Source organism: Wenzhouxiangella sp. YN9 (assembly GCF_056324165.1).
The window spans coordinates 1-6,767 of record NZ_JBJNIP010000045.1 but is presented as its reverse complement, the minus strand read 5'-3'; the positions used below and the strand labels follow the sequence as shown (position 1 = coordinate 6,767).

Genomic DNA, 6,767 nt, shown 5'->3' with positions numbered 1-6,767 from the left:
AAACCGGCGTCGGGTACGCTTCTCAAGGCGCGGGTCGGTGACAACTTCGTTGGAATCAGACATCTCTTCGCTCCGTAAGCGCCCTGAATGTTACAGATAAAACCGATCAGGTACTGTTGGGAGGGATGTTGACACACAGGGTGGCGGCTGGAGCGCATCTTGCTGACCAGGTGCAGCAAGAACAGCAGCGAGCCGTCGGAAACCCGCGGCAGGCCGGGGCCGAAGCGGCCATCGAAGCCCTTGTGCTTGTGCTCGTCGCCGACTTCCTTGCGCACTTTCTTCCAGTCCACCCCGAACGGCGGATTGGCTAGCATGAAGTCGAAATGCTCGCCGGCCAGCTGGTCGTCGGACAGGGTATTGCCCAGCTTGATGTTGTCCACATCCTGGCCCTTGATGAGCATGTCGGCCTTGCAGATGGCATACGACTCGGGGTTGAGCTCCTGGCCGTGCAGCGACACGCTCATGCCGCCGCTGACCTGCTGGATATAGGCGTCGCTTTCCGACAGGAAGCCGCCGGTGCCGGCGGCCGGGTCATAAACGGTCACGATGCCGCCGGCCTTGAGCCTGTCGTCCTGGCCGGTGAGCACCAGCGAGGTGGCCAGATGGACGACATCGCGCGGGGTGAAATGCTCGCCGGCGGTTTCGTTGGAGCTTTCGGCAAAGCGGCGGATCAGCTCCTCGAAGATCAGCCCCATGCCGAAGTTGGAGATCTTTTCCGGGCGCAGGTCGAACTCGGCAAAGCGCTGCACCACCTGGAACAGCAGGTTGCTGGTGGTCAGCCGCTCGACAAAGTCTTCAAAGTTGAAGTGATCGAAAATCTCGCGCGCGTGGCTGCTGAACGATTCCACGTAGCCCAACAGATCCTGGGCCGTTTGGGTATCCGACAGGCTGGCCAGGGTCAGCGCCGAGCCGTTGAAGAACGGCTGCCCGGCCTCGCGCAGCAGAATCTGCTCGCGCACCGCATCGGGCTTGCCGGCATGCGCCTTCGCCGCCGCCTGCACCGCCTCGCGCGTGGGCGCCAGCACGCACTCCAGCCGCCGCAGCAGGGTAAACGGCAGAATCACCCGCCCGTACTGCGACTGCTGGAAATCGCCGCGCAGCAGATCGGCCACCGACCAGATCCAGGCCGCAACCTGAGAATGATTCTCTGTATTCATGACACCCTTTTTCTGTGTTGAGTTGACACACATCAGCCGCCAACGGCTCAGGGCAGTATATCAACGCGCGGGCTGGCCGCTAAACAGCGCTCAATATCCTGGCCCGGCTCCGAACCCGCCGTGGCATACAGATCAATCCAGGGCGATGTTGCCGAGCGGCGAATACGATAGGCCGAAGACATGATCTGCCCCTTGAGATGAGTTTGGGAGCGGATTGCTGACGCGGCAATGCGCGGGGAAGAGCGGTGCGGAATGGACGCTCACACCGCGGCCGTGGGACGCATCATCGGCTGCTGCGGCCAGTGCCCGATCCACCTGAACTTGCAGCGCGGGAATCGTTCGGACCACCGGCAAACGCGTGGAGCGCTTTGCGCGCACTACATTGTCGAGCCAGGGCAATTCCAACTCCAGCACCTTCTGGTAAAGAAACTGAATGGCGTTCAGCGCCAGATTCTGAGTCGAAGGCGCAACATGCCGATCGACCGCAAGATACGTCAAAAACGCCTCGACATGCCCCTTGCCCAGATCACGAGGATGCCGCAAATCGTGAAACCGGATAAACCGGGGAACCCAGTGCACGTATGCCTGCTCCGTCCGATAACTGTAATGCCCCGTGCGCAACACCCGCCGCATCCGATCCAGCAACTTCTCGCCCATGTTTGCTCTCGCAATGAAACCCGTGGCATATTGAATCGCAGCGAGGGCAAAAACGCAGCGGCAAACCGGCGCGTCCGGCGGTAGGGAAATTCGGAACTACACGTACGATCCGCCGCATAGCAGCAGCTCAGCCAGACGAAACAAAGAGGCAAGACAGGTGGTTATGCGGGCCAGAACAAAACTTGTCAGACTAAACGGCTTATCCGCCGCCTTAGTCACTAAACTCCGCTTTTCAAACCTAGTTGCTAGTTATACGCAAATTTAGTCCGGAGAGAATTTTAGGTCAGGGGTGCCATGTCAATAAAAAGTATACAGAAATTAAAGCAATTCGGTATCTTCCAAGATCATACGAACAGCAATGCTAAAGATTTCGGAAAATACAATTTGCTCTATGGGTGGAATGGAAGCGGAAAATCTACGCTTTCGGGTTTGTTTCGGTGTATCGAGAATAAAGTCACTTCAAGTAAATTTCCTTCTTCGGAATTCTCGGTAAGCGTAGACAGCGGCACGCCTATTACACAAGCGAACGTGGCGAATTCTGAGCTAAACATATATACCTTTAACCATGACTTTATTGATGAAAACATTTCATGGAACAGCACTGTAAAAAGTATATTGCTTGTTGATAAAGAGAAGATTGAAGAACGTGAAAAACTAGAACGATTAAAAAAAGAACAGGAAGTCGATAGCAAAGCACACGGCATAGAAGCTGAAGCAATAAAGAAACTTGATAGCGCTGTTTCAAAATTTGAAACCGATAGCGCGCGACACATGAAGACAAGTCTTCAATCCATTGACACTACAGACAGTTACTACCTTAACTACGATAAGCGTAAATTTGGAAAATTCATAGAAGACCACCTTGAAGAAAGCAAGTCGGACGACTCGCTTCTTGATGACCAACAAATTGTTGAATTAACCAATGCCGCGAAGCCTGATCAAAAGTCCTCGATCACCTTTAATCAACAGACCATTAATCAAGAAATCTTCACCAAGACAAAAGAACGTCTTGATGAACTTTTAAAAACCAGCGTGGTTAGTCAAACTATCCAGCGGCTTGTTGAACATGGCGATATAAAATCTTGGGTTGAAACTGGTCTTGATCTTCATAAGCGTCACGATACAAACCAGTGCGAATACTGTGGAAACACCATCACGGAAGAACGCACCAAACAACTTGAAGCCCACTTTAATGACGATTATAAAGCCTTTCAAACTCGGCTTGAACGTGCTGACGGGTGGCTTGCAGAACAATATATTCAGCCCCCAATATTACCCGCTACAAGTGATTTTTACGATGAATTCAAAAGCGGGTACGGTGAAGCCTGTACAGCATTAGAAAAAGCTATCACAGCCTTAAACGGAGAAATAGCAGTGTGGCACACTGTGCTAAAGGAAAAGACCGCCAATCCGCTTGAAACTGCTCTAACGGTAGAAGTTATCAGTGAATCATCCGTGAAGGCGTTTAACGATGCTATGACCGATATTGGCACGGCTGTTGATAAGCACAACCATAAGTCTGGAAATTTCAAAGAAGAAACTGATAAAGCTAAAAAGCGACTTGAACTTCACTACGCAACTACTGAAGTGAAATCATTCAAGTATCACGAGAAGAAGAAAGAAGTCGTTGATCGCACTGCCGCAAATGAAATTCTAAAAACAGCAATTAACACTAGAAACACAGAAATCCGAACGCTTGAAGATTCACTATCAAATGAAGGCCTGGGTGCTGACCAGTTTAATGAATCACTTCATAAGTTTCTTGGGCGCAGTGAATTGACCCTTCGATTCAATCCGGTTAAAAAAGGGTATGAAATACTTCGGAACGATTCGGAACAGGTTGACGGTAATTTAAGTGAAGGTGAAAAGACAGCTATTGCTTTCGTCTACTTCATAACCAAGTTGAAAGAAAATGACAACAACATTGAAGATACTATTGTTGTTGTAGATGACCCCATTTCAAGTTTCGACTCCAATCACCTTTTTCACGCTTACTCATTTATGAAGGTGAACTGTGAAAAAGCAAAGCAACTGTTTGTTCTTACCCACAACTTCACGTTCTTCAAGTTGGTTCGTGATTGGATTTCACGGAAGAATAAACGTGACAATCAGAATATTGCAAATTTCTACGTTGTTAAGGCAAACAACGGAGTGCCACGAACTTCAACTTATAAAAACGCCGAACCAGCATTAACCTTATATAATTCAGAATATCATTACATATTTTCACGGCTGAATTCTTTAAAAAATCAACAGACGCTTGAAACGGACGATCATTTTCTTGCCGCCAATTTATCCCGAAAACTACTTGAATCCTTCTTGTCATTCAAATTTCCAAAGAACCGGGGCAATTTCGCCAACTTGTTTAATACGGCCGTTTCAGCAAGTCAGAACCCTGAAGACGAAGGGAAGGAAAAGATTAGAAAGTTCATCAATGAATATTCACATAATGACCTTATTGAAACCAATGAAGACTTTGTTGAAAATCTGATTGGTGAAGGTGTTTCAGTCATTTCAGATATTTTTGACTGGATAAATGAACTGGACGAAAAACACTATCAAGAAATGATGGAGGTCGTGTCTTGAGTAGGAATGCGTATAACAAGGCGCTGCTGTCGGACAGTTTTTCCGCTGCGCTCCAGAATTGCCGCAGAGCGCGGCGTTATACCGTATGAAGGATGAGTCTCACGGCATGAATGATCATTTTCGCCCTACGGGCAGGGAAACTATCCCAGACCAAGCTATCGCCCATGACCTTAAAGGCGTAAACCTGAGAAATAAACAATTTGAACGTTTGGTTGCCAAAAAGAAGCGCTTCACAGATTGCGATTTCAGCTACTCGCAGTTCGACTCAGCATACTTGCATAAGTGTGTTTTTGATTCTTGCAAATTTGTTGGGTGTAAATTTACTAACTCAAACCTTAGAGGTAGTAAGTTTGATGGCTGCGTTTTTGATTACGCAGAGTTTTCCCAAACGCAAGTAGAGCCCGCGATTCTTGATACAGGATGCCCCGGACAGGAAAACCTTCAGCAGAAATTTGCCAGAACGCTTAGGGTGAATTTCCATCAAATTGGAAATTCAGTTGCTGCAAACAAGGCGATCAAAATTGAACTTGAGGCCGGTCGTGTTCATTTGTATAAAGCTTGGCGCTCTCGTGAGGCCTATTACCGAAAGCATTATCCAGGTGTGGCGCGAATTAAGGCTTTCTTAGAGTGGCTTGATTTTGTATTGCTTGATGCGTTCTGGGGGAATGGTGAAAGCTTCATAAAGCTGCTTAGAACGTTGCTTTTGGTAATATTGGCTATTGCATTGGGCGAGGTTTATTTCTTAAAGGATCCAGCCTCACTGACCAGTTACGTTGAGGCAGTAAAAAATGCTCCGCAAGTATTCCTTGGTGTCGCTAAGCCAGATGGGTTTTCAGGCCTGCTATTAGCAGGTATCGCGGCTTTGAGGTATGTAATTCTTGCCTGCTTGGTGTCGATTCTAGTTAAACGGTTTAGTCGTCGATAATGCATATCTACGCTTTTGGCTCAATTTGTCGCGGTGATATTTCTGTTGACTCTGATGTTGATCTGCTGGCCCTTGTGGAAGGTCGGGATTCTCGCCTCAATCCTGAGAAATTTTCGATTTATTCGTATGCGAGAATACTTGAGCTCTGGAAAGCTGGTAATGCATTCGCTTGGCATCTGTCTCTTGAGAGCCGCCTGATTTACGCCGCTGATGGGACTGACTTTCTGAAGAGCTTGGGATCGCCGTCTAAATACTCGGGAGCAGTAGCCGATTGCTTGAAATTTCGAGATATATTTGACTCCTCATTTCAGTCTGTTCAAAAAGGCTCGCCGAGTCTCGTGTTTGAGCTTTCAACGATTTTTCTAGCTTTGCGAAATATCGCAACCTGCTATTCGCTTTCGAGGATGGACAGCCCAACCTTCGGAAGGGATTCGGCGAGAAGGCTTGGCCCGAGAAGCCTGGATGTTGATGAGAGTGTTTACTCTTTGCTAATGCAGGCTCGCCTGCTTTCAACGAGAGGAGCCGGAGACAGTATTGGTGATATCGATCTGGCGATTCTATTGCCGGAGTTGAAGCGCTGCCGATCTTGGATCGATGAACTATGCCATGAGGTAAATTTAAATGGATGAGTTTGTTAGCCGAATGGCGACTCAAAGACATGTTCTGGACATGGTCAACTCAAGACTGGATCTTGACGAAAAGCTCTTCGGACTGTCCTCCAGTGCGATTGACCGTTGGGCGGTGAACAACCGACTTGGGCCATCTTCTAGAGTGGTTAACTTACTGAAGAATATCTCATCCGAGCTCTTTTTTATGGCTACTCGTAGCCAAGAGCCAGTGAGTAGTGAATACGAGCTGAGAAGAGATAAAATTATTGAAGCCGTTGCCGCACTTGCGGATGCGGTATAACCAGTGGCTGTTGTCGGACGCACCTACGCTGCGCTTCGGTGCGCCGCAAAGCCAAGCGTTAGGCCGAATACTTAGTACCTATGAAAAGTCCGATTGACATCTCCTTTGACTTTCGAACGGACACGCCGGAAGCTAAAGACCCAGATGCGGCAAGCCCAACACTGCGGCGTTATCACAAGTTCTTGTGGAGCAAGCCTTTGCCTGAGGGAGGGGTTTTTGAGCTAAGCGACTCGAAAACAGGCTGTTATCTTTATCACCGCTCGGAGGTAGGAGTGTCCACTCCCCCAACTCAGGGCCGGGCATAACCAGAGATTTCGGCATGATGGTACTGCCGTCGAGCGTGGTCTTCGTGCCCGTGGTTGGATCGCACAGCGCTTCGGGGCAGTTGGCGGGTAAGCGTCCATTCCGCACCGTTCTTCCCCGCGCGTTGCTGAGTCAGTAATCTGCTCCCAAACTCAACTCAAGGAGCAGATCATGTCTTCGACCTATCGCATTCGCCGCTCGGCAAAGCAGTGGCAGAACCTGATTGACGA

7 protein-coding genes are annotated in these 6,767 nt (G+C 48.9%); 5 read left to right on the top strand and 2 right to left on the bottom strand.

The features are described 5' to 3' along the window. Both ACEWQ0_RS00950 and ACEWQ0_RS00945 read right to left on the bottom strand, forming a co-directional pair. The coding region (locus ACEWQ0_RS00950) for a type I restriction-modification system subunit M (protein WP_476484212.1) at positions 1 to 1,157 on the bottom strand (1,157 nt) is incomplete at its 3' end. A 132-nt stretch (positions 1,158 to 1,289) separates the two neighbouring features. Then, positions 1,290 to 1,814: a phage integrase N-terminal SAM-like domain-containing protein gene (locus ACEWQ0_RS00945; protein WP_476482411.1), complete on the bottom strand. Its 525-nt coding sequence runs from the start codon at positions 1,812 to 1,814 to the stop codon at positions 1,290 to 1,292. A 294-nt stretch (positions 1,815 to 2,108) separates the two neighbouring features. Here ACEWQ0_RS00945 and ACEWQ0_RS00940 point away from each other — a divergent pair, with 294 nt between their 5' ends. The 5 genes from ACEWQ0_RS00940 to ACEWQ0_RS00920 all read left to right on the top strand — a co-directional run bounded on the left by ACEWQ0_RS00940 (position 2,109) and on the right by ACEWQ0_RS00920 (position 6,539). Beyond that, entirely contained in the window at positions 2,109 to 4,400 is a 2,292-nt protein-coding gene (locus ACEWQ0_RS00940; protein ID WP_476484211.1) for an AAA family ATPase, read from the top strand. An 85-nt stretch (positions 4,401 to 4,485) separates the two neighbouring features. After that, a complete protein-coding gene (locus tag ACEWQ0_RS00935; RefSeq protein WP_476484210.1) occupies positions 4,486 to 5,325 on the top strand; it encodes a pentapeptide repeat-containing protein in 840 nt (279 codons plus the stop codon). Continuing rightward, positions 5,325 to 5,954, top strand: coding sequence for a nucleotidyltransferase domain-containing protein (locus ACEWQ0_RS00930; RefSeq protein WP_476482409.1), 630 nt, complete (start codon positions 5,325 to 5,327; stop codon positions 5,952 to 5,954). Before ACEWQ0_RS00935 ends, ACEWQ0_RS00930 begins: the two co-directional genes overlap by 1 nt. Continuing rightward, positions 5,947 to 6,234, top strand: a complete 288-nt coding sequence (locus ACEWQ0_RS00925) for a hypothetical protein (protein ID WP_476482408.1) — start codon at positions 5,947 to 5,949, stop codon at positions 6,232 to 6,234. Before ACEWQ0_RS00930 ends, ACEWQ0_RS00925 begins: the two co-directional genes overlap by 8 nt. Positions 6,235 to 6,314: 80 nt before the next feature. Continuing rightward, positions 6,315 to 6,539 carry a DUF6994 family protein gene (locus ACEWQ0_RS00920; RefSeq protein WP_476484209.1) on the top strand — a complete coding sequence of 75 codons (225 nt, stop codon included), beginning with the start codon at positions 6,315 to 6,317 and terminating at the stop codon, positions 6,537 to 6,539. Positions 6,540 to 6,767 lie beyond the last annotated feature (228 nt).

What these genes read in the sequence shown, in the direction of transcription:
- ACEWQ0_RS00945 (WP_476482411.1), bottom strand. Translation starts at nt 1,814, where the DNA reads ATGGGCGAGAAGTTGCTGGATCGGATGCGGCGGGTGTTGCGCACGGGG.
- ACEWQ0_RS00940 (WP_476484211.1), top strand. Translation starts at nt 2,109, where the DNA reads ATGTCAATAAAAAGTATACAGAAATTAAAGCAATTCGGTATCTTCCAA.
- ACEWQ0_RS00935 (WP_476484210.1), top strand. Translation starts at nt 4,486, where the DNA reads ATGAAGGATGAGTCTCACGGCATGAATGATCATTTTCGCCCTACGGGC.
- ACEWQ0_RS00930 (WP_476482409.1), top strand. Translation starts at nt 5,325, where the DNA reads ATGCATATCTACGCTTTTGGCTCAATTTGTCGCGGTGATATTTCTGTT.
- ACEWQ0_RS00925 (WP_476482408.1), top strand. Translation starts at nt 5,947, where the DNA reads ATGGATGAGTTTGTTAGCCGAATGGCGACTCAAAGACATGTTCTGGAC.
- ACEWQ0_RS00920 (WP_476484209.1), top strand. Translation starts at nt 6,315, where the DNA reads ATGAAAAGTCCGATTGACATCTCCTTTGACTTTCGAACGGACACGCCG.